This window comes from Noviherbaspirillum phoenicis (assembly GCF_047237965.1).
Lineage (GTDB): Bacteria > Pseudomonadota > Gammaproteobacteria > Burkholderiales > Burkholderiaceae_D > Noviherbaspirillum_A.
This window is the reverse complement of the sequence record NZ_JBDFLX010000002.1, coordinates 553,256-572,104: the sequence shown is the minus strand read 5'-3', so window position 1 is coordinate 572,104 and position 18,849 is coordinate 553,256. Positions and strand designations below refer to the sequence as shown.

21 protein-coding genes are annotated in these 18,849 nt (G+C 64.5%); 10 read left to right on the top strand and 11 right to left on the bottom strand.

Annotated elements, in window-relative coordinates:
* Positions 1 to 231 precede the first annotated feature (231 nt).
* Positions 232 to 1,320 carry a CdiA family toxin C-terminal domain-containing protein gene (locus ABC383_RS22170; RefSeq protein WP_413017306.1) on the top strand — a complete coding sequence of 363 codons (1,089 nt, stop codon included), beginning with the start codon at positions 232 to 234 and terminating at the stop codon, positions 1,318 to 1,320.
* Positions 1,317 to 1,685, top strand: coding sequence for a hypothetical protein (locus ABC383_RS22165; protein WP_413017304.1), 369 nt, complete (start codon positions 1,317 to 1,319; stop codon positions 1,683 to 1,685). The genes ABC383_RS22170 and ABC383_RS22165 overlap by 4 nt, the downstream gene beginning before the upstream one ends.
* 253 nt (positions 1,686 to 1,938) lie before the next feature.
* Here ABC383_RS22165 and ABC383_RS22160 read toward each other — a convergent pair whose 3' ends face one another.
* Both ABC383_RS22160 and glxR read right to left on the bottom strand, forming a co-directional pair.
* Positions 1,939 to 2,718, bottom strand: coding sequence for an SDR family oxidoreductase (locus ABC383_RS22160; RefSeq protein WP_413017302.1), 780 nt, complete (start codon positions 2,716 to 2,718; stop codon positions 1,939 to 1,941).
* 8 nt (positions 2,719 to 2,726) lie between these two features.
* Complete coding sequence (gene glxR / locus ABC383_RS22155) at positions 2,727 to 3,626, bottom strand: 2-hydroxy-3-oxopropionate reductase (RefSeq protein ID WP_413017300.1); 900 nt, start codon at positions 3,624 to 3,626, stop codon at positions 2,727 to 2,729.
* 237 nt (positions 3,627 to 3,863) lie between these two features.
* On the opposite strand from glxR, the gene ABC383_RS22150 reads away from it, so the two are divergent.
* Positions 3,864 to 4,514: a PEP-CTERM sorting domain-containing protein gene (locus ABC383_RS22150; protein WP_413017298.1), complete on the top strand. Its 651-nt coding sequence runs from the start codon at positions 3,864 to 3,866 to the stop codon at positions 4,512 to 4,514.
* A gap of 9 nt (positions 4,515 to 4,523) precedes the next feature.
* Here ABC383_RS22150 and ABC383_RS22145 read toward each other — a convergent pair whose 3' ends face one another.
* Both ABC383_RS22145 and ABC383_RS22140 read right to left on the bottom strand, forming a co-directional pair.
* On the bottom strand, positions 4,524 to 5,534 hold the full coding sequence (locus tag ABC383_RS22145; protein WP_413017296.1) for an NAD(P)H-dependent flavin oxidoreductase: 1,011 nt from the start codon (positions 5,532 to 5,534) through the stop codon (positions 4,524 to 4,526).
* 42 nt (positions 5,535 to 5,576) lie between these two features.
* Complete coding sequence (locus ABC383_RS22140; protein WP_413017294.1) at positions 5,577 to 6,020, bottom strand: nuclear transport factor 2 family protein; 444 nt, start codon at positions 6,018 to 6,020, stop codon at positions 5,577 to 5,579.
* Positions 6,021 to 6,172: 152 nt separating this feature from the next.
* Between ABC383_RS22140 and ABC383_RS22135 the strand changes: the two genes are divergently transcribed.
* Entirely contained in the window at positions 6,173 to 6,724 is a 552-nt protein-coding gene (locus ABC383_RS22135) for a PadR family transcriptional regulator (RefSeq protein ID WP_413017292.1), read from the top strand.
* Here ABC383_RS22135 and ABC383_RS22130 read toward each other — a convergent pair whose 3' ends face one another.
* Positions 6,725 to 7,105 (bottom strand): SirB2 family protein, encoded by a 381-nt coding sequence (locus ABC383_RS22130; protein ID WP_413017290.1) that lies wholly within the window; start codon positions 7,103 to 7,105, stop codon positions 6,725 to 6,727.
* 146 nt (positions 7,106 to 7,251) lie between these two features.
* Between ABC383_RS22130 and ABC383_RS22125 the strand changes: the two genes are divergently transcribed.
* Positions 7,252 to 8,019 carry a YoaK family protein gene (locus ABC383_RS22125; RefSeq protein WP_413017288.1) on the top strand — a complete coding sequence of 256 codons (768 nt, stop codon included), beginning with the start codon at positions 7,252 to 7,254 and terminating at the stop codon, positions 8,017 to 8,019.
* On the opposite strand, the gene ABC383_RS22120 is transcribed toward ABC383_RS22125, so the two are convergent.
* The 3 genes from ABC383_RS22120 to ABC383_RS22110 all read right to left on the bottom strand — a co-directional run bounded on the left by ABC383_RS22120 (position 8,016) and on the right by ABC383_RS22110 (position 11,069).
* The gene (locus tag ABC383_RS22120; protein WP_413017286.1) at positions 8,016 to 8,324 is read right to left on the bottom strand and encodes a hypothetical protein; all 309 of its coding nucleotides are present in this window, start codon (positions 8,322 to 8,324) and stop codon (positions 8,016 to 8,018) included. The two genes, ABC383_RS22125 and ABC383_RS22120, sit on opposite strands and share 4 nt — an antisense overlap.
* A 49-nt stretch (positions 8,325 to 8,373) precedes the next feature.
* Positions 8,374 to 9,810, bottom strand: a complete 1,437-nt coding sequence (locus ABC383_RS22115) for an NAD-dependent succinate-semialdehyde dehydrogenase (RefSeq protein WP_413017284.1) — start codon at positions 9,808 to 9,810, stop codon at positions 8,374 to 8,376.
* Between the two features lie 395 nt (positions 9,811 to 10,205).
* A complete protein-coding gene (locus ABC383_RS22110) occupies positions 10,206 to 11,069 on the bottom strand; it encodes a nucleotidyltransferase domain-containing protein (RefSeq protein ID WP_413017282.1) in 864 nt (287 codons plus the stop codon).
* An 86-nt stretch (positions 11,070 to 11,155) separates the two neighbouring features.
* Here ABC383_RS22110 and ABC383_RS22105 point away from each other — a divergent pair, with 86 nt between their 5' ends.
* A complete protein-coding gene (locus ABC383_RS22105; protein WP_413017280.1) occupies positions 11,156 to 11,908 on the top strand; it encodes a metallophosphoesterase family protein in 753 nt (250 codons plus the stop codon).
* A 267-nt stretch (positions 11,909 to 12,175) separates the two neighbouring features.
* Here ABC383_RS22105 and ABC383_RS22100 read toward each other — a convergent pair whose 3' ends face one another.
* A complete protein-coding gene (locus ABC383_RS22100; protein ID WP_413017278.1) occupies positions 12,176 to 13,252 on the bottom strand; it encodes a tartrate dehydrogenase in 1,077 nt (358 codons plus the stop codon).
* A 116-nt stretch (positions 13,253 to 13,368) separates the two neighbouring features.
* On the opposite strand from ABC383_RS22100, the gene ABC383_RS22095 reads away from it, so the two are divergent.
* The gene (locus tag ABC383_RS22095) at positions 13,369 to 14,283 is read left to right on the top strand and encodes a LysR family transcriptional regulator (RefSeq protein ID WP_413017276.1); all 915 of its coding nucleotides are present in this window, start codon (positions 13,369 to 13,371) and stop codon (positions 14,281 to 14,283) included.
* 60 nt (positions 14,284 to 14,343) lie between these two features.
* On the opposite strand, the gene ABC383_RS22090 is transcribed toward ABC383_RS22095, so the two are convergent.
* Positions 14,344 to 14,625 carry a KTSC domain-containing protein gene (locus ABC383_RS22090; RefSeq protein WP_413017274.1) on the bottom strand — a complete coding sequence of 94 codons (282 nt, stop codon included), beginning with the start codon at positions 14,623 to 14,625 and terminating at the stop codon, positions 14,344 to 14,346.
* Between the two features lie 244 nt (positions 14,626 to 14,869).
* Here ABC383_RS22090 and ABC383_RS22085 point away from each other — a divergent pair, with 244 nt between their 5' ends.
* On the top strand, positions 14,870 to 15,103 hold the full coding sequence (locus ABC383_RS22085) for a DUF3606 domain-containing protein (RefSeq protein ID WP_413017272.1): 234 nt from the start codon (positions 14,870 to 14,872) through the stop codon (positions 15,101 to 15,103).
* Between the two features lie 12 nt (positions 15,104 to 15,115).
* Here ABC383_RS22085 and ABC383_RS22080 read toward each other — a convergent pair whose 3' ends face one another.
* Complete coding sequence (locus ABC383_RS22080) at positions 15,116 to 16,543, bottom strand: CoA transferase (protein WP_413017270.1); 1,428 nt, start codon at positions 16,541 to 16,543, stop codon at positions 15,116 to 15,118.
* Positions 16,544 to 16,723: 180 nt separating this feature from the next.
* On the opposite strand from ABC383_RS22080, the gene ABC383_RS22075 reads away from it, so the two are divergent.
* Both ABC383_RS22075 and ABC383_RS22070 read left to right on the top strand, forming a co-directional pair.
* On the top strand, positions 16,724 to 17,389 hold the full coding sequence (locus tag ABC383_RS22075) for a response regulator (RefSeq protein WP_413017268.1): 666 nt from the start codon (positions 16,724 to 16,726) through the stop codon (positions 17,387 to 17,389).
* A complete protein-coding gene (locus ABC383_RS22070) occupies positions 17,389 to 18,801 on the top strand; it encodes a sensor histidine kinase (RefSeq protein ID WP_413017266.1) in 1,413 nt (470 codons plus the stop codon). The genes ABC383_RS22075 and ABC383_RS22070 overlap by 1 nt, the downstream gene beginning before the upstream one ends.
* Positions 18,802 to 18,849 lie beyond the last annotated feature (48 nt).

Sequence of the window (18,849 nt, the reverse complement as noted above, 5' to 3'; positions counted from 1 at the left end):
AGCTATCCCCAGATCGCGCCATAAGTGCCCGGTGCGTTCTGCAATAACGCGGACTGAAAAACTTCACAAGCACTCGGAGCCTGGCAGCCGGTTGGTGGAGTTGTTTTCCAAAGTATGTGCTGACACAGGTGAGCGGCTACCTGGAGCGGCACCCGGAGCTGACGCCAAGTCAGAGAAACGTGATCGAGCAGTGGGCAGCAGTGGTCACGGGTGGCGCGGTAGGAGCGATGGTTGGTGGTAGTGGAGCAGCGCAGGCGGGTGCAGCGGTATAACCGGCAATTGCATCCGGTTGAAGTGAAATGGATCCAAAACAAGTCAGCTGAGTTTGCAAAGAAGCTGTACAGCACAGACACGCCATCGAAAGATCAGATCGCGCAGGCCCAGAGTTATTTGACTTATGCAGCCTTGGGTAATGACGATAACGGTGAACAGAAAGCCAACGTGTTACTCGGGATTGGCAAGGATGAAAGCTATATCGCGGCCAAGCAATTCCTGAACAACCAACCTGACGTCTTCATCAATGATCAAGGCAAAGCGCAACGGGTCTTTACGGTGCAAGGCAATGAGTTCTACGACCCGCTGAAGTACTCGCAATACAACGCGGATGCGGCGTATCGGGATTTCATGTGGAACTCAGTGGGGATTAACTATGCGCCACCGGCCAGTGCGTCTGCGCGAGATAAGGCGTTGTACGAGCAGCGTGAAACAGAACGGTTGGCGCGGGATGCGAAGAATCTGGTGACAGGCATGATTCCTGGCGTGATGGCGATTGGCGCAGGAACGGTATTGAATCGCAGTCCTGCCGTACGATCAGCTACGAATTCGGAATCGCCAAGTGGACAGCCTCCGTCTCATCTATCAGAAAACCTTCGTGTTAATCCAGATTTTTTACAACCAGAAGCGGATTTTGCAGGACGTGGCTTGGTTAGGCAGGATCTAGCTAACCATTTGGTAAATGCTTCGCGCTCAGGCAGACAAATTTCAGGGGGGCATGAGATAGGAAACTTCACCATAGCCCTCAATGAAGCCGGCGGAAAAGTTCTTTCGCGCAATGAAAAAGCGCTAGGAATTTATGAAATTGAGTATCAAATGCCGGGAGCTTCAAAATCGGCTACCAAGACGGTTTATGATCCAGTCGTTTATCCAAACATGACTGAATTGGTGAATGTGGCAGCCAATAAGGCTCTGATGCAGTATCAACAAACTGGAGACTTGTCCATTTCAGTAGTTGTAGAAGGCATAAAATTTACTGTCCCGATTAGGGTTCAAAATGGCGTTCCCACTGTTCCGACAGTTATCCCAACAGGAGTTGTGAAATGAAATGGGCTCATTTCGATACGGTCGACGCCTCGGAACGGCTTCTCTATTGGGTGCTTATGTATGTGCTCTCTCCATACTTTGATGATCCTATTGATCATTGGCTAAAGAAGATCCTCGGCCAAGATGGTGGTGTGGGTGGGGATCCAGGATGGGAAATAGAGCGAGTTTCAGACGGCACCGGTAACTGCAGATTCCTCGTTTGGGCTGACCCGAATATGAGCGGAATTGACCCTCCTGCTGCAACATATAGCAAGGAAGCAGTTATGCATGCGATCCGCAATTCCCTGCTAGCATTAGTCGAGACACAACCAGAACGCGAGCATGAAGTCAAAGAGACACTAAAGCGATATGCGTTAGATCACTAACTTTTTTGCCTGTGCGCTGAGCAATAATCCATCTCGTTATATACAAGTCGGGCATCGTCCATTAGACGGCTAGGACGGCGTCACCAGCGGTAGCGACCTGACCGTTCGCGGCAGCGCCATTGCCGGCAGCGGCACGGTCAGCCTGTCGGCCGGCGGTAATGTGGTCGTCGAAGCCGCCCGCGAAAGCCGTCAGGAATACCATCTGCATGAAGAGAAGAAGTCAGGCGTGTTCGGCAGCCGCAATCCTCTCTCCCTACAGCCCTCCCGCGCAGCGCACCACCGCCCCCGTCATGTAGGAAGCCTCATCCGACAGCAGCCACACCACCGGCGCGGCGATCTCTTCGGGCGTGGCCAGCCTGCCCATCGGGATCTTGGGCGCTACCCGCAGCGGCCGGTCGGGTTCGCCGGCGGCGGCATGGATGCCGGTCAGGGTCGAGCCAGGCGCGACCGCGCAGACGCGGATGCCGTCCGCCGCAACTTCGCGCGCGAGACCCAGCGTGAAAGTCTCCACAGCGCTCTTGCTGGCAGCGTAATGCACGTACTCATTCGGACTGGCGGTAACAGCCGCGATCGACGACAGGTTGACGATCACGCCGTGCGTGCCGGCGTCACGGAAACGCTTCAGGGCGGCACGGCTGCAATGCATGGTGCCCAGCACATTGGTGCGGAATACCTGCTCGATCGATGCCGGGTCGGCATCGGCGAAACGGCCCAGGCGGCCGGTGATGCCGGCATTGTTGACCAGCCCGAACAAGGGGCCGAGCTGGGCCTGCGTGATGTCGAACATGCGCTCGACATCGGCCTGCTCGCCGACGTCGCCCTGCGCCAGGCAAACGGCGCCGCCGCCGGCGCTAATCTCGTCGGCAAGCTGGCGCGCTGCTGCTTCGTCATGCAGGTAATTGATGGCCACCGCATAGCCCCGCCTCGCAGCCAGGCGGCAGACGGCGGCGCCGATGCCGCGGCCGCCGCCGGTCACTAGCACTGCGCGCGGGCTGCCGGCGGGCCTGGCCGGCGTTGCTGGCTGCTGCTCCATCGGCGCGCTCACTGCGCCGGCCCGTCGGGCGCGATCGGATGGTTGGCCATCAGCTCCAGCGCCTGGCACAGCGCCGAATGGTCCAGCCGGCCCATGCCGTTGGCGGCGCAGGTGTTGAACAATTCCTGCGCGGTGGCCGTGTTGGGCAACGCCACGCCCAGCGCCCGTGCACCCTGCAGCGCCAGGTTCAGGTCCTTCTGGTGCAGATCGATCCGGAAGCCCGGATTGAAGGCGCGCTTGATCATGCGCTCGCCATGCACTTCCAGGATGCGCGAGGAGGCGAAGCCGCCCATCAGGGCCTGGCGCACCTTGGCGGGATCGGCGCCGGCTTTGGAAGCGAACAGCAGCGCTTCGCTGACGGCCTCGATGGTCAGCGCCACGATGATCTGGTTGGCGACCTTGGTGGTCTGGCCCGCGCCGTTGCCGCCGACCAGCGTGATGTTCTTGCCCATCAGCTCGAACAGCGGGCGCACCCGCTCGAAGGCATCGTCCGGTCCGCCCACCATGATGGTCAGCGAAGCCGCCTTGGCGCCGACCTCGCCGCCCGATACCGGCGCGTCGAGATAAGTGCAGCCAAGGGCATTGATGCGCTCGGCGAAATCCTTGGTCTCGATCGGCGAGATCGAACTCATGTCGACCACCACCTTGCCGGCCGACAGTCCGGCTGCCACGCCATCGTCGTTGAACAGCACCTTCTGCACGTCCGGCGTGTCGGGCAGCATCAGGAAGATGATCTCGGCCTGGCGCGCCACCTCGGCGGCCGATGCGCAATAGCGGGCCTTGCCATCCAGCGGATCGGGTTCGCGCCGGGTGCGGGTATGCACGAACAGCTGGTGTCCGCCGTTCTGCAGGTTCAATGCCATCGGCGCGCCCATGACGCCCAGCCCGATGAATCCGATGCTAGCCATGTGTCCTCCTCGTGAAGTGATTGGTATGTGCGCAGCAGTGTAATGGCTGCGGCCGTGGCGAGAAAGCCTCACCTGCGAGGGGCATGCGGACCTGCGCCTTGATCCGGCGCATTGCGCAAACAATTGCAGGCGTCGGGTGTTTCCCATGTTTGCCATTGATCAGAGTCGCAGGCGTTTGCCTGCCGGACGATTTTGGGGAGCGCCGCATCTGGCGGCCACCTTCAGGAAAAGGCAATCATGAAAGCGCTGTTCATGTTGTTGGTCGCGTCCGCCTTGTCGCTGGGCACTGCCCGGGCGGCGCTGATTGAAGTCGCTTCGCCGTTGGGTCCGGCCAGTACGGTGCAGGACACCAGCTCCGGTCTTGAGTGGCTGAAGCTGTCGTACACGCGCAATCTTTCCGTCAATCAGGTCCGGGCCGCCATGGCGCCGGGTGGGATGTTCGAGGGCTTCCGCTATTCCACGCAGGATGAATTCAGTTGCGGCTTGCTGAAGCCGCAGACCGGATTCGGCTGCGGCAGTTTTTCGGCCTCGACGGACGAGGCGCAGGTTCGGGCCTTCCTGAACCTGTTCGGCACCGGCTTCACGGAATGGTCGCTGTATTCCGTGTTTTCGCCAGAACAGAGCAGGCAGTTCGGGTGGATCGACGATTACGCCGCCACCTTTGGCGTGCACTTTTACTATTACCCCGGCGACCGGTTTCCAGTCGAATACGACAGCCAGCTGTTTGGCGTCCGGCTCGACAGCCCTCAGACGCACTGGCTGGTGCGCGAGGCACGGGACGGGCGCGACGCCCACGACGTGCCGGAGCCGACAATGCCGGCCCTGTTGGGCGCGGGCTTCCTCGGCTGGCTCGGCCTGCTGCTGAGACGCCGCGTCCTTGCGCGCTGATCCCGCCGGTCAGGCGTTCACAGCCTGCGGCCTGGCATTGCCGGCCGCCGGTGCAATGGCGAGATTGAGTCGGTGGCGCGCGGCCTGGTACTCGTCGGCGAAACGGGCCACCAGCTCGGCCGCCGGCACCACGCGCTTGATCGCGCCCACGCCCTGGCCGGCGCCCCAGATGTCGCGCCAGGCCTTGGCCTTGCTGCCGCCGCCGGAGCCGAAGTTCATCTTCGACGGGTCGGACTGCGGCAATGCCTCCGGGTCCAGGCCGGCATTGACGATGCTCTGGCGCAGGTAGTTGCCATGCACGCCGGTAAACAGGTTGGAATAGACGATGTCGGCCGCGCTGCTGTCGACGATCATCTGCTTGTAGCGCTCGTCGGCATTGGCTTCCGCGGTGGCGATGAAGGCCGAGCCGATATAGGCGAGGTCGGCGCCGGCGGCTTGCGCGGCCAGGATGGCGTTGCCGCTGGCGATGGCGCCCGACAGCGCCAGCGGGCCGTCGAACCATTCCCGGATCTCGTGCAGCAGCGCAAACGGCGAGAGCCGGCCGGCATGGCCGCCGGCGCCGGAAGCCACCGCGATCAGGCCGTCCGCGCCCTTGTCGATCGCCTTCTTGGCAAAGGCATTGTCGATCACGTCATGCAGCACGATGCCACCGTAGGAATGCACCGAGCGGTTCACGTCCTCGCGCGCGCCGAGCGAGGTGATGGTGATGGGCACCTTGTACTTTGCGCACAGCTCCAGGTCGCGCTCCAGCCTGTCATTGGACTTGTGGACGATCTGGTTCACCGCGAACGGCGCCGCCGGCCGGTCCGGGTGGCGGGCATTGTGCTCGGCCAGCTCGTTGGTGATGCGCTCCAGCCATTGCTCCAGCGCCGGCTCGGGCCGCGCGTTCAGCGCGGGGAAGGAGCCGACCACGCCAGCCTTGCACTGGGCAATGACCAGGTCCGGGTTGGAGATGATGAACAGCGGCGAACAGATCATGGGCAGCGAGAGGCGGCCTTCGAGGATGGGTGGCAGTGACATGGTGGCTCCGGGTGGGGAATGATTGAAGTGGGTGTTTCGGGTTCAGCCGGGAATGCTGTTGCCCTTGAGCGTGGCGGTGGACGACGACAGCTGCGCGCCCATCTTCGCCGCTAGCGCCTGCAGGCCGCTCATCGGGCGCACCATCACCTCGAACTCTTCGATCAGGCCCTGGTCGTCGAAGCGCAGCATGTCGATGCCCTTCAACGCCTTGCCGCTGACCTCGGCGCTGAATTCCAGCACGATGCTGCGGCCGTCCTCGCTGACGAAGCTGCGGTGATAGTGAAAATTCTCAAATACGGTGTTGACGGTCTTGAGCACCAGGCGGATGGCGGCCTTGCCGGGATAGGGTGTGTGCGCCACCGGCGAGCGGAACACGATGCGCTCCGACAGCAGCGGGTCGAGTTCTTCCATTGCATTGCGTTCCAGTATCTGGTGCCAGGCGGCCAGCGTGCGCTGCGCGGCGTCGGACAGTTGATTCGCTTTCATTTCGGTCTCCTTGGTCTTGTCCGCCGTCGTCGCGGAATGCCGCTGCATCAATACGCAACTGGTTGCATAAAGCATAGCAAAGCCAAATCGGCTATGCAACTGGTTGCATAAAGTTTCGCAGCTGGCCCGAGCCAGCCGTTAAAATACCGGCCATGTCGATCCAACATGCCCTGCTGACCTCGCTGCTTGAAAAGCCGTCCACCGGCTACGACCTGGCGCGCCGCTTCGACAAGTCCATGGGTTATTTCTGGCATGCCAGCCACCAGCAGATCTACCGCGAGCTGGGCCGCATGGCCGATGCCGGCTGGATCGTGGCGACCGACGACAACGATGCCGGCAAGCGTCGCCGGCGGCTGTATCAGGTTTTGGAAGCGGGCAGGGCGGAACTGGCGCGCTGGGTGGCGCAGCCGGAAACCGACAGCAATACCGACCGCGCCCTGCTGATCAAGATGCGGGCCGAGGCCGTGATTGGCCCGCATGGCCTGGACCGGGAGCTGCGGCGCATGATCGCCGAGCACGAGGCCAAGCTCGACACCTATCTCGGCATCGAGCAGCGCGACTTCGGCGCGCCGGCCGCTTCCAGGGCGCAGGAGCTGCGCCATGCGGTGCTGCGCGCCGGCATCGTGGCCGAGCGCAGCTGGCTGCAATGGGCCGGCGAGGTGCTGTCGCTGCTGGAATCGGCCGAAACCGGCGCCGCCGGCTGATCAGGTCAGCGGAAAGGGATTCTTGCTCAGCGCCACCGCCACGATGTAGGCAAAGGTGGCCAGCGCCGCCAGGAACGCGGCGGCCCGGATGCCCTTGCTGCGTCCGCGCTTCAAGGCCACCGAACCCAGCACGATATACAGCAGCAATGCGCAGACCTTGGCGGTGAGCCATGGCCGGGCCAGCGGATACTGCGCGCTCCAGACCGCCAGCGTCACCGCGCTGGCCAGCAGCACAGTATCGACCAGGTGCGGCAAGGTGCGCACCCAGCGCTGGCCGAGCCGGGGCGAGTCACGCAGCATCCACATGCCGCGCAGCAGGAACAGCGCGCCGCTCAGCGCGGCGCAGCTCATGTGCAGGTGTTTCAGCAGAAGATAATTCATCGTGGAAGAGGGGATGCGTAAGCGACGTTCGGGTTCATCGGGTCACTGCCCTTGATCTGGGTAGACATGCATGCCCGTCGGTAAAAGGGTTGCGTCAAGTAATATAACCGCAGTATCACCGCGACTCTCACTGACCGGGCAAACCAGTGCCAATCCATTACGCAAGACGGCTGACCGCACCCCACCGCACCAGGCAGGCAAACTGGCACCTGGGCATTGCTTTGGCGTTTGTCGCCGGCGCCACCAATGCCGGCGGCTTCCTCGCGGTGCACCAGTACACCTCGCACATGACAGGCATCGTGTCGGCCATGGCCGACAACCTGGTGCTGGGCAGCTATGGCCCGGTGCTGGCCGGCGCCGGCGCGCTGCTGTCCTTCCTGTTTGGCGCCGCGTTCACCGCGATCCTGGTGAACTATGCGCGCCGGCGCGGCCTGTACAGCGAGTACGCATTGCCGCTGCTGATCGAGGCGCTGCTGCTGCTGGGTTTCGGTTTGCTGGGCGCGCAGCTATCGACGATAGAAGGGCTGTTCATTCCGGCCACGGTGATGCTGCTGTGCTTCATCATGGGCTTGCAGAATGCGCTGATCACCAAGATTTCCAAGGCCGAGATACGCACCACCCACCTGACCGGCACCATCACCGACATCGGTGTCGAGCTCGGCAAGCTGTTTTACTGGAACATGCATGAACGGCCCGACCGGCCCAGGGTGCTGGCCGACCGCAGCCGGCTCAAGCTGCTGAGCCTGCTGCTGCTGGCCTTCTTCGTTGGCGGCATCAGCGGCGCGCTCGGCTTCAAGCATGCCGGTTATCTCTCTACCGTGCCGCTGGCGCTGATCCTTACCGGGCTGGCGCTGGTGCCGCTGCTCGACGATGTCGGCGCCGTGCTGCGCCGGCTGCGCAAGCGCGGGGTTTAAAGCACTTCGGTGTCGGTCGCCCGCACCAGGATCACATCCTGGCTGAACTGCCGTTCCAGGCGGGCGCGATAGGCTTGCCACCAGTCGCGGTCCAGCGTATCGGACATGACTTCATACAGGTAGACATCGTCGCGGCACACGTCGCCGCCGGGTTCCTGCCACGCACCCACCGCGGGAGAGCGCAGGAAGGCGGTGACGCCGCCGAAGCGTTCGGTCAGTTCGCTGCGTGCCTGGTCGAAGAATGGCTTGGGAAAGGGCTGGCCGTGCTGGTCGTAGACCGGCAGGAAGAGTTGTATCAGTTTCATGGCCGGCGCCGCTGCCGGCCCGCATGGGCGGACCGGCAGGCAGGCGTCCTTACACGTTCATGATGGAGATGGAACGGGTGTTGAGATACGCTTCCAGCGCTTCTGGTCCGCCTTCGGAGCCGTAGCCCGAATCCTTGATGCCGCCGAACGGCATTTCAGGCCAGGGCGCGGCCGGCTGGTTGATCCACAGCATGCCGACTTCCAGGCGCTGCGACAGCAGGTGCGCATTCTTCAGCGAGCTGGTGAAGGCATAGCCGGCCAGGCCGAAGGGCAGGCGGTTGGCTTCGGCGATCGCCTCTTCCAGCGTGTTGAAGGGACGGATCGCGGCCATCGGTCCGAACGGCTCCTCGTTGAACACCTTGGCGTCCAGCGGCACGTCGTTCAGGATGGTCGGCGAATAGAAGTTGCCGACCTCGCCGATGCGCTCGCCGCCAGCCACGATGGAGGCGCCGCGCTCGACGGCGTCGCGGGCAAAGTCGGCCATCGCGGTCAGGCGGCGGCTGTTGGCCAGCGGGCCCATCTGCACGCCCTCGCCGCTGCCTTCGCCCACCTTCAGGCCCTGCGCATACTTGGCCAGCGCGCCGGCGAAATCATTGCGCAGGCTTTCATGCACCAGGAAGCGGGTCGGCGAGATGCAGACCTGGCCGGCGTTGCGGAACTTGGCGCCGCCGGCAGCCTTCACCGCAAGGTTCACGTCGGCGTCCTCGGCCACGATCACCGGCGCATGGCCGCCCAGTTCCATCGTCACCCGCTTCATGTGCTTGCCCGCCAGCGCGGCCAGCTGCTTGCCGACCGGGGTCGAGCCGGTGAAGGTGATCTTGCGGATGATGGGATGAGCGATCAGGTATTCCGAGATTTCAGCCGGATTGCCGAACACCAGGCCCACCACGCCCGGCGGCAGGCCGGCGTCGATGAAGGCCTGCACCAGCGCGGCCGGCGACGCCGGGGTCTCTTCCGGCGCTTTCACGATGATCGAGCAACCGGTAGCAAGGGCCGCGGCGATCTTGCGCACCGCCTGGTTGATCGGGAAGTTCCACGGCGTGAAGGCCGCGACCGGGCCGACAGGGTCCTTCAGCACCATCTGGCGCACTGCCAGGTTGCGCGACTGCACGATGCGGCCATAGACGCGCAGGCCTTCCTCGGCCGCCCATTCGATGATGTCGGCCGAGGCCATTGCCTCGACCTTGGCTTCTGCCAGCGGCTTGCCCTGTTCCTGGGTCAGGATTTTTGCGATCTCGCCGGCGCGTTCGCGCATCAGCGCGGCGGCGCGGCGCATCGTCTTGGAGCGCTCGGCGGCCGACACGTCGCGCCAGGCTTCAAAACCTTTCTGCGCCGCTTCCAGCGCGCGGTCCAGGTCGGCGATGCCGGCATGGGCAACGCGGCCGATCTCGCTGCCGGTGGCCGGATTGACGACGGCGAGCGTGCGGCCGTCCGCCGCATCCTGCCATTGGCCACCGATCATGAGCTGGGTATTGGGATAAGTCATGGTGTCTCTTTCCTCTTGGTTCGCTGTAGGTTCTGTAGATTTTTTATAAAGCCGGGAACGCAGATTATAGGCATGCCCGCCAATCCTCGCCGGACTCACTGAAGAAATTCGCACCGCTGCTCGAAAAATCAGCAAAAGTTACGCACAAAAACCGTGAACAAGCCTGTGGATATCTATAGGGTCAAATTCCCAAGCCGCTGATTTGATGGGGAAATCTTGTCCTGCTCAAAAACCTGCTGCGCAGCCGTCCACAGATCTTTCCAGCGCACAATCCACAGCAAGTCCCTGCGGCCCATGCACAGGTCGTCCACAGGGTTTTGCTTTTTGCGCCCGTTGGGCCGCCGCGTGGAGGGCGGCTTGCCGGGGAAATCCAGCCGCCGCCGTGCGCGGCATCCTCAGGCTTCCGGCTCGTGGTCGTCGGCGATGGCGCGCGTCCAGCTCGCCGTGTCCTCCGGCGTCATGTTGCCCACCGGCTGCACCCGGGCGTCCTGCAGGCCCTGCAGGTGGATGTCGTTCAGATATTGTTCGCGCGACAGGAGGGTGCCCAGGCACAGGTCGGTGGCGGGCGGCGGCGCATGGGTTTCGTAGTTCAGGCGGCGGATCAGCTCGTCCATCACGCCCACCGGCACCAGGTCGCGCTGGGCGGGATAGGCGAAGCCGAACAGGACCAGGTGCGACAGCAGCACCCGCCAGTGTTCGCCGAAGCGCCGCACCAGGCGCGGCCAGTCGATGCGCTCGCTGCAGGCCTGGATCAGGTGGGCGATGTCGGCGCCGTCGAAGCGCTCCTTCTCCATGATGAAGGCCTTGGACCAGATCATTTCCTCGATCGGCGAAATCCGCGCCGGCAGGCCCAGCACCTGGGCATCGGCGGCGAATTCGAACCAGGCGTCGTCGACATGGGCCACCGCGTTGCCGGAACTGAAGATCAGGTCGATGTAGTTCTCGTCGAGATGGATCTTGCCCAGCCAGTGCGGGAAGGTCAGTTCGCACCGGTAGCCCGCCGCATGGAACACCTCGCTGACGCGCTCGAAGTCGCCGCGCCGGATGAACAGGTCGAGGTCCTTGGTCGGCCGGTTGATGCCGGTGTAGCGGTTGAAGGCATAGGTGCCTCCCACCAGGTATGGCACGGATGCTGCATTGAGCCGGAGCAGGACATCGCGGTAGAACGCGGCAACGGCAGCATCCGGTTCTTCCGTCGCAACGTGTGCCGGGATCGGGTCGGTAAGGTTCATGGCGGCCTTGGCATTAGGGTCTGGCATTGAAAGTCAGCAAAACTTATGCCACGCAATGCGGTCAGTCCTGCATGGACAACGTTAACCATTCAATAATCAGCAAGGAGGATGCCGTGGTTTCAAAGGACAAGATCCGTTTCGCAGCAGTGGGCGACCTGCATTGCACCAAGGACTCGGCGGGCAGCCTGCGCGACTTCTTTTCCCAGGCCGGCGAAGCAGCCGACGCGCTGCTGCTGTGCGGCGACCTGACCGATTACGGCCTGGCGGAGGAAGCTCATGTGCTGGCCGAGGAGCTTGCCCATACCCGCATCCCGGTGATCGCCGTGCTGGGCAACCATGACTATGAATCGGGCGACCCGGACCAGGTCAGGCGCATCCTCACCGAAGCCGGCGTGCGCATGCTCGACGGCGAAGCTTGCGAGATCCATGGCGTGGGCATTGCCGGCGCGAAGGGATTCGCCGGCGGCTTCGGCCGCAGCGCGCTCGGGCCGTGGGGCGAGGCGTCGATCAAGGCCTTCGTCAACGAGGCCCTGCAGGAAGTGATGAAACTGGAAACGGCACTGGCCAAGCTGCGCACCCGGCACCGCATTGCGATGCTGCATTACTCGCCCATCGTCGGCACGGTGCAGGGCGAGCCGCCGGAGATCTTCCCCTTCCTCGGCACCAGCCGTCTGGAAGATCCGCTGATCCATTACCCGGTCGACTACGTGGTGCACGGCCATGCGCACCGCGGCACGCCCGAGGGGCGCACCGTCAATAACATTCCGGTGTTCAACGTCGCCCGGCCGCTGCTGCACCGTTCTTACCCGGGCCAGCCGGCCTTCCGGGTGCTGGAAGTGCCGGCTGAGGACTTGCTGCCTGTGTAAAAAGCGGCTCTGGCCTGCAATATTTTCAGTGTGGGAGCGTTGGTTGGAGCAGAGGACTGACTTCCCGAGTGCCAGGATTTGGTTGTCTCTGGCGCAACCTTTCTTCTTGTAAGGCAGCTTGTTTGAAAAAGGCGGGTGGGCGAAAGCTTATTTTGCCGACCCCAACCGCGCTACACGGCGCTGCGCATTCGACTCCCGAGAAAACAGCAGGTGGCTGTAACCACGCTACCTGCTGTTTTGTTCAGCTTGCCAAACAAGCCCACCGCATCAAAGCGCGGCCGCGATCGCCTTGCCGACCTCGGTCGTATTGCTGCTGCCGCCCAGGTCCGGCGTGGTCGGGCCCTGCACCAGCACGGTCTCGATGGCGCGCACGATCGCATCATGCGCGGCCGTATGGCTGGCGTCGCCGTTGCCCAGGAACTCCAGCATCATCGCGCCGGACCAGATCATGCCGATCGGGTTGGCGATGTTCTGGCCGAAGATGTCCGGGGCGGAGCCATGCACCGGCTCGAACAGCGACGGGAAGCTGCGTTCCGGGTTCAGGTTGGCCGAGGGCGCGATGCCGATGGTGCCGGTGCATGCCGGTCCGAGGTCGGACAGGATGTCGCCGAACAGGTTGGACGCCACCACCACGTCGAAGCGCTCCGGCGACAGCACGAAGCGGGCGCACAGGATATCGATGTGGTAACGGTCATGGCGCACGTCGGGGAACTGCGCGCCCATAGCGTCGACCCGCTCATCCCAGTACGGCATGCTGATCGAGATGCCATTGGACTTGGTGGCCGCGGTCAGGTGCTTCTTCGGGCGCTTCTGCGCCAGCTCGAACGCATACTTCAGGATGCGGTCGGTGCCCTTGCGCGAGAAGACCGACTCCTGCACCACGAATTCACGGTCGGTGCCTTCGAACATCCGCCCGCCCACCGAGGAATACTCGCCTTCGGTGTTTTCGCGCACCACGTAGAAGTCGATGTCGCCCGGCTTGCGGTTGGCCAGCGGGCAAGGCACGCCGGGCATCAGCCGCACCGGGCGCAGGTTCACATACTGGTCGAAGTCGCGGCGGAACTTGATCAGCGAACCCCACAGCGAGATATGGTCCGGCACCTTGCTGGGCATGCCGGCCGCGCCGAAATAGATGGCGTCGAAGCCTTCGAGCTGCTCGCGCCAGTCGTCCGGCATCATCTTTCCATGCTGCAGGTAATAGTCGCAGTTGGCCCATTCCATCGTCGTCAGCTCAAGGCCGATGTTGAACTTGGCGGCGGCGGCCTGCAGTACCCGCAAGCCTTCCGGCATCACTTCATTGCCGATGCCGTCACCGGCGATCACTGCGATCTTGTGCGTCTTCATGTCTGAACCTCTAAGTGGGGATGGCGATGGAGGGCGATCATACTCAATACGCTGCGTTTTATAATGGTGCGATTTGTAATCTGAAAGAACACGGAGCGTGAACAATGCAGGTCGACTTGAAACCGGGCAAACCGCTGCTGGACGATCTCAACCTGTTCTGCGCCGTGGTCAGGCGCCAGGGCTTCGCCGCGGCGGCGCTTGAGCTGGGGGTGTCCAATGCGCTGGTGAGCAAGCGCATTGCGATCCTGGAGGCGACGCTGCAGGTGCGGCTGCTGCACCGGACCACGCGCCGGGTGTCGTTGACCGAGCATGGCGGCGTGGTGCACCAGTGGGCGCAGCGCATCCTGGAAGACGTGAGCCAGCTGGAGGAAGCGGTGTCGGCCAAGGGCAGCGCGCCGCACGGCGTGCTGCGGCTGTGCACCAGCTCGGGGTTCGGGCGCAACTGGATCGCGCCGGCCATGTCACTGCTGGCCCGGCAGTATCCGGAACTGGTGATCCAGCTGGAACTGCTGGACCGGCCGGTGGACCTGATCGCCGAGGGATTCCACCTGGACATCCGCATCGGCCAGGTGCAGGAAACCCACCTGATCGCAAGGAGCATCGCCGCCAATGCGCGCGTGCTCTGCGCCTCGCCGGCCTACCTGGAAAGCCATGGGATGCCGCAGCGGCTGGAGGAGCTAGCCGGCCACAAGTGCATTGCGATCCGCGAGCGCGACCAGGACTTCGGGCGCTGGAAGCTGGACGGGCCGGATGGCCCCGAGACCGTGAAGGTGGGCGGCCCGCTGTCGACCAACAACGGCGAACTGGTGCATCAATGGGCCATCGACGGCCACGGCATCATCCTGCGTTCGATGTGGGACGTGGGGCAAAGCATTGCCGACGGCCGCCTGGTGCGGGTGCTGCCGCAATACAGCCAGGAAGCCAATGTATGGGCGATCTATCCGACGCGCCTGAACCTGTCGGCCAACGTGCGGGTGTGCGTGCAGTTCCTGGAAGAGTGGCTGGCGAGGTCGCACGAGTCGTGGACCTGAGGGCGGCGGCGCAGGCTACTCCTGGTCAGGATGGCCGGGCAGCGTAGGCGGGGGCGCCAGCTAATTGTCCGCATCCTTGCCTGGCGCCCTGAACAGGTCTTCCAGCGCCTGGTTAGTGGCCTTCGGCCGCACCGTGCCGCGCCGGCCGGTGAACTCTTCCTCGATATTGTCGCGGTAGTAGCTCCATGCAGAACCGGAGGTCGAGAGCTTGCGCCAGACCTCGGCGCCGACGCCCGAATAATCGATTGCGCTGCCGTCGTCGAATTCCACCCGCAGCAGGCGCTCGCGCGGGTCGTAGCCGATGGCGCGCAGTTTGCCGGCGTTGATCTTTTTCATTTCCATGATGCATGCCGTCCTTCTCGAAAGTGTGGGTGGCGGGTAGTGGATGCGGGCCAGGAAAGGCATTCTTGCATAAACCGTGATGCGGCGGAGGCAGGAAGGGCATGCGGCCGCGACAGGGCCTGCGCCCGCTTTCCTTGGTCATCCATTGATCACGCTTAAGGCCATGCCGCAGTTCTTTGACCTTGCAGGGAAAGACATGTGAGGATCGTGTCCCACCATAGACAGTCAATAGAAGGAGCACAGCATGTCGGACTACAACGAGGGCAGTTCAGCGGGCAAGGCGCAGGAACCGGATCAGATCCGCATCGATGTGCAGGATGAATCCGCGCTGCGGGAATGGTCGAAGAAGCTCGATGCCACGCCGGACGAGCTGAAGGAAGCGGTTGCAGCGGTAGGCGACCTGGCAAGCGATGTCGAGATGCATCTGAAAGGCAGCCGCAGCAGCATGAACAGCGAGCGGGTCCACAACGCGCTGTAGCCGCTCACCCGCTCAGCCGGCCGCGCGGGCCAGCCAGGCCGGCGCATGGCTGCCTAGCGGCATGGCCGGCAAGTCCCAGCGTACCGGCGTGGCCGACATCCGGGCCGCATGGCGGATGGTGGTCAGCATGCCGAAGCCGGAATCATGCTGCTCGGTCAGGTCGGCGATGTCGCCGAAGCCGGGCATGGCCATCTGCAGGCCGCCCTCGACGCGTCCCAGGTGGCGCAGCCAGTGGCCGGTCTGCGCCAGCGACAGGCGCACATGCCAGCTTCCGCCTTCCCGGCTGCGGCGCATCAGCGCGGCCATCACCGCATACGCCATCAGATAGCCGGTGGCGCGGTCCAGCGCCTGCGCTGGCAAGGGGGCGGGCGCGGTGCTGCCGCCAGCCTGCGCTTCGGCATGGTTGAAGCCGCTGGCGGTCTGCACCAGCGAATCGAAGCCCCGCCGCGCAGCCCAGGGCCCGGCCTGGCCATAGGCGCAGAGGCTGACGTAGATCAGGCCCGGCCGCGTTCGGGCCGCCGTTTCCACATCCACGCCCAGCGCATCCAGGCCGCCCGGGCGGTAACCCTGCACCAGCACGTCGGCGTCGCGCAGCAGCGCCTCGAATGCCTGCCGGCCCGGCGCGTCGCGCAGGTCGAGCCAGCAGGCGCGCTTGCCCAGGCCAGTTTCCATGACGAGCGGCTCGATCGAAGGCAGGTGCGGCGCGCCGACCAGCAGCACATCGGCGCCGTGTCCGGCCAAAGTGCGGCCACAGACCGGGCCGGCGATCACCCGGGTCAGGTCCAGCACCCGCACGCCCGACAGCGGCCGCGCCGCCGGCGGCAGCGGCTGCGGCGGCGCATCGCCGATGCGCTCGATCGACAGCAGCGGCAGGCCGGCCACTGCCTGTCCCTGCGGATGGGCATCCCATTCGTCGAAGGAGCGCATCGCCGTCACCACCATGCCGGCCGCGGCGGCCGCGTCCTCGAAGCGGAAGGCATCCCATGACTGCAGCGCGCGAGCGACTGCTTCGGCGTCATGGCTGCACCCGAGCAGGCGCAGCACGCCGTCGCGGTGATGGGGGAAATTGGCATGGATGCGCACCCAGCGGCCGTCGCCGCACTGGAAGGTGCGGGTGAGCCTGTCGCGGAATTCCGGCGCCGGCGCGCCGTCGACGCGCAAGTATTGCTCGGCGCGGAATTCAATCGCCGCATTGCGCATGTCCACATCGATCTGCTGCGCGATGCCGCTGCGCTGCCGGTGCAGCTCGGCTGCCGCCAGCGCCGACGCCGCGATGCTGGCCTGGGCCGCGGTGCCGACGGCGAACGATGACGGCAGCGCCGGTTCCCGTCTCCACAGGCGGACCCGCTCCAGCGCGCGTTCGTCCTCGCCGGACAGCCGCCATAGCGCGGCGAGCGTGCTGGTGGCGTCCGGTGCTGCTTTCTGATCGTGACCGTTCATGCGTTCTCCTCGGGCATCTGGCGTGGGCTGCAATAGAATAGGCCAAACCCGGCACGGGCGTCGACCGGCGCCGGTGACAGGCTGCTGACAGCTTGGCCGCGCACAATGCAAGGCTGGAGCGCTCTGACGTCCCGGTTGAACCGGCCGGGCGCGAATCACGATCATGGAGAGACTGGGAAGATGAGGCTGCTGCTGGCGGAAGACGAGCCGGAACTGGCGAACTGGTTGTGCCGCGCGCTGAAGCAGAACGGCTATATCGTCGACTGGGTCGACGATGGCCGCCTGGTGGAGAGCAGCGTCGGCCGCGTCAGCTATGACGCGCTGATCCTGGACCTCGGCCTGCCCGGCATGGACGGCCACCGGGTGCTGGCCCGGCTGCGCGAGATCGATGCGCGGCTGCCGGTCCTGATCCTGACGGCCCGCGACTCGCTGCTGGAACGGGTCAGCACGCTGAAGAAGGGCGCCGACGATTTCATGGCCAAGCCGTTCGCCATCGATGAGCTCGAAGCCAGGCTCACCGCGCTGATCCGGCGCGCCCGCGGCAGCGAGCATCCGCGCCTGAGCTGCGGGCCGCTGGCCTACGACGCGGTCACCCGCCAGTTCACGCTGGACGACAAGCCGCTGTCGCTGTCCAAGCGCGAGCATGCGCTGCTGCATGCGCTCCTGCGCTGCAGCGGCCAGCCGCTGCCGAAGAAGGACATCTACGACAAGGTGTTCGAGGACGAGGTCGACGCCATGCCCGAGGCGGTGGAAGTGCTGGTCTACCGGGTGCGCAAGAAGCTCGAAGGCAGCCCGCTGCACATCGTCACCCTGCGCGGCCTGGGCTACCTGCTCGAACTCGCCTGATGTGGAAAACACCGATTTTCCGCTGGAGCATCAAGCGCACGGTGCTCACGCTGCTGCTGCCGACCCTGACCCTGATCACCGTGCTGGAGCTGGTGACGGCCAACCGCACCGCCACCGACGCCGCCAATTCCGCCTATGACCGATCGCTGCTGGGCGCGATCAAGGCGCTCGACGCCAATATCTCCACGCCGGGCGGCGGCCTGGCGGTGGAAACGCCCTATACCCTGTTCGAGTTCTTCGAGCTGACCGCTTCCGGCCAGGTGTTCTTCCGCGTCGCCAGCGAAGACGGCCTGGTGGAGATCGGCAGCGCCGACCTGCCGCCGCCGCCGCGGCCGCTGCAGACCGGCAAGCCGCAGTTCTATGACGCCGTGTATTTCGGGCTGAAGGTGCGGGTCGGCGCCTATGCGCGCGAACTGAAGCAGCCGGCGGATGCAAACGGAACGCCCCGTCACCGGGTGGTGATCCAGGTCGCCGAGACACTGGGCTCGCGCCAGGAGTTCATCCGGCTGCTGCTGGTGGCCGCCCTGCAGCGCGACCTGCTGCTGCTGCTGGTGGCTGCCGCGATGCTGGCCCTGGTGCTGTTCATGACGCTGCGGCCCCTGACCGTGCTGCGCAATGCCGTCAGCGCCCGCTCCGACCATGACATGACGCCCATCGATACCCGTTCGGTGCCGGCCGACGTGCGGCCGCTGGTGGCCGCGATCAACCTGCACATGGCGCGCAACCGCGAGTTCATGGAAAGACAGCGCCGCTTCGTCGACGATGCATCGCACCAGTTGCGCACGCCGCTGGCGACGCTGCGCACCCAGCTCGACTATGCGCTGCGCGAATCCGATCCGCGCAATGTCAGCGATGCGCTCGACGCCGTCTCGCGCCAGCTGGACGACGCCACGCACCGCACCAACCAGATGCTGGCGCTGGCCAAGGCCGACGCGGCCGAGCTGGAGATGGGGCAGGTGGACCTGGCGCAGCTGGCCGAGCAGGCCGCGCGCGACGTGGTGCTGGCCGCGCGCGAGAAACGCATCGACCTGGCCTACAGCGAACCGGAACGGGCCATCCTGCTGCGCGGTCATGCCGGCCTGCTGCGCGAGGCGCTGCTGAACCTGCTGCACAACGCGATCCGGTATGCGCCCGAGCGTGGCCATGTGTCGCTGAGCCTGGCCTGCCGCGATGACCGCGCCGTGTTCACGGTGATGGACGACGGACCCGGCGTGCCGCCCGCGCAGTTGTCGCAGCTTGGCGGCCGGTTTTTCCGGGCCAGCAACAGCGCCTTGGGCGGTTCCGGCCTGGGGCTGGCGATCGCGCGCGCCGTCGCCGAGCGCCACGGCGGCGAACTGGTGCTGTCCAACCTGATCGACGGCGCCGGTTTCTGCGCCAGCCTGGCGCTCCCTTTCGAAATCTCAACAAACTGACAGCCGACTGACAGCTTCGGTTGTTAGAGTTCGCCTCAATGCGGTGCA

Excerpts from the sequence above, each read along its gene's own strand:
- ABC383_RS22165 (WP_413017304.1), top strand. The coding sequence starts at position 1,317 with ATGAAATGGGCTCATTTCGATACGGTCGACGCCTCGGAACGGCTTCTC.
- ABC383_RS22160 (WP_413017302.1), bottom strand. The coding sequence starts at position 2,718 with ATGGAGCAGCAGCCAGCAACGCCGGCCAGGCCCGCCGGCAGCCCGCGC.
- glxR (WP_413017300.1), bottom strand. The coding sequence starts at position 3,626 with ATGGCTAGCATCGGATTCATCGGGCTGGGCGTCATGGGCGCGCCGATG.
- ABC383_RS22150 (WP_413017298.1), top strand. The coding sequence starts at position 3,864 with ATGAAAGCGCTGTTCATGTTGTTGGTCGCGTCCGCCTTGTCGCTGGGC.
- ABC383_RS22145 (WP_413017296.1), bottom strand. The coding sequence starts at position 5,534 with ATGTCACTGCCACCCATCCTCGAAGGCCGCCTCTCGCTGCCCATGATC.
- ABC383_RS22140 (WP_413017294.1), bottom strand. The coding sequence starts at position 6,020 with ATGAAAGCGAATCAACTGTCCGACGCCGCGCAGCGCACGCTGGCCGCC.
- ABC383_RS22135 (WP_413017292.1), top strand. The coding sequence starts at position 6,173 with ATGTCGATCCAACATGCCCTGCTGACCTCGCTGCTTGAAAAGCCGTCC.
- ABC383_RS22130 (WP_413017290.1), bottom strand. The coding sequence starts at position 7,105 with ATGAATTATCTTCTGCTGAAACACCTGCACATGAGCTGCGCCGCGCTG.
- ABC383_RS22120 (WP_413017286.1), bottom strand. The coding sequence starts at position 8,324 with ATGAAACTGATACAACTCTTCCTGCCGGTCTACGACCAGCACGGCCAG.
- ABC383_RS22115 (WP_413017284.1), bottom strand. The coding sequence starts at position 9,810 with ATGACTTATCCCAATACCCAGCTCATGATCGGTGGCCAATGGCAGGAT.
- ABC383_RS22110 (WP_413017282.1), bottom strand. The coding sequence starts at position 11,069 with ATGCCAGACCCTAATGCCAAGGCCGCCATGAACCTTACCGACCCGATC.
- ABC383_RS22100 (WP_413017278.1), bottom strand. The coding sequence starts at position 13,252 with ATGAAGACGCACAAGATCGCAGTGATCGCCGGTGACGGCATCGGCAAT.
- ABC383_RS22090 (WP_413017274.1), bottom strand. The coding sequence starts at position 14,625 with ATGGAAATGAAAAAGATCAACGCCGGCAAACTGCGCGCCATCGGCTAC.
- ABC383_RS22085 (WP_413017272.1), top strand. The coding sequence starts at position 14,870 with ATGTCGGACTACAACGAGGGCAGTTCAGCGGGCAAGGCGCAGGAACCG.
- ABC383_RS22080 (WP_413017270.1), bottom strand. The coding sequence starts at position 16,543 with ATGAACGGTCACGATCAGAAAGCAGCACCGGACGCCACCAGCACGCTC.
- ABC383_RS22075 (WP_413017268.1), top strand. The coding sequence starts at position 16,724 with ATGAGGCTGCTGCTGGCGGAAGACGAGCCGGAACTGGCGAACTGGTTG.
- ABC383_RS22070 (WP_413017266.1), top strand. The coding sequence starts at position 17,389 with ATGTGGAAAACACCGATTTTCCGCTGGAGCATCAAGCGCACGGTGCTC.